Raw genomic sequence first — 1328 nt, 5'->3', positions numbered from 1 at the left:
TGGACNNCNAGGTCCGTGGTAGGAGAGCGTTCTAAGGGCGTTGAAGCCAGACCGGAAGGACTGGTGGAGCGCTTAGAAGTGAGAATGCCGGTATGAGTAACGAAAGACGGGTGAGAATCCCGTCCACCGAATGCCTAAGGTTTCCTGAGGAAGGCTCGTCCGCTCAGGGTTAGTCGGGACCTAAGTCGAGGCCGATAGGCGTAGACGATGGACAACAGGTTGATATTCCTGTACCACCTCCCCGCCGTTTGAGCAATGGGGGGACGCAGAAGGATAAGGCGAGCGCGCCGTTGGTTGTGCGCGTCCAAGCAGTGAGATGTGGAACGAGGCAAATCCCGTTCCGGATGCATCAAGCTGTGATGGCGAGGGGAATTTTCCCCGGAGTCCCTGATTTCACACTGCCAAGAAAAGCCTCTAGCGAGGCGGGAGGTGCCCGTACCGCAAACCGACACAGGTAGGCGAGAAGAGAATTCTAAGGTGAGCGAGTGAACTCTCGTTAAGGAACTCGGCAAAATGACCCCGTAACTTCGGGAGAAGGGGTGCTCTGGTAGGGTGTTACAGCCCGAGAGAGCCGCAGTGAATAGGCCCAGGCGACTGTTTAGCAAAAACACAGGTCTCTGCAAAACCGTAAGGTGACGTATAGGGGCTGACGCCTGCCCGGTGCTGGAAGGTTAAGGGGAGTGCTTAGCGCAAGCGAAGGTGCGAACTGAAGCCCCAGTAAACGGCGGCCGTAACTATAACGGTCCTAAGGTAGCGAAATTCCTTGTCGGGTAAGTTCCGACCCGCACGAAAGGCGTAACGATCTGGGCACTGTCTCAACGAGAGACTCGGTGAAATTATAGTACCTGTGAAGATGCAGGTTACCCGCGACAGGACGGAAAGACCCCGTGGAGCTTTACTGTAGCCTGATATTGACTTTTGGTGCAACTTGTACAGGATAGGTAGGAGCCAGAGAAACCGGAGCGCCAGCTTCGGTGGAGGCGTCGGTGGGATACTACCCTGGTTGTATTGAAAGTCTAACCCACATCCCTGATCGGGGTGGGAGACAGTGTCAGGCGGGCAGTTTGACTGGGGCGGTCGCCTCCTAAAGAGTAACGGAGGCGCCCAAAGGTTCCCTCAGAATGGTTGGAAATCATTCGCAGAGTGTAAAGGCACAAGGGAGCTTGACTGCGAGACGTACAGGTCGAGCAGGGTCGAAAGACGGGCTTAGTGATCCGGTGGTTCCGCATGGAAGGGCCATCGCTCAACGGATAAAAGCTACCCCGGGGATAACAGGCTTATCTCCCCCAAGAGTCCACATCGACGGGGAGGTTTGGCACCTCGATGTC

1 rRNA gene (running past one end of the window) is annotated in these 1328 nt (G+C 55.8%); it reads left to right on the top strand.

The features are described from left to right. Nucleotides 1-1328 (top strand): 23S ribosomal RNA (locus FQV30_RS15775) (its annotated part extends 1301 nt beyond the left edge of the window); the annotation flags it as partial.

Source organism: Planomicrobium sp. CPCC 101110, assembly GCF_007859395.1.
Taxonomy (GTDB): Bacteria; Bacillota; Bacilli; order Bacillales_A; family Planococcaceae; genus Planococcus.
This window is presented reverse-complemented; position numbering and strand designations above follow the sequence as displayed.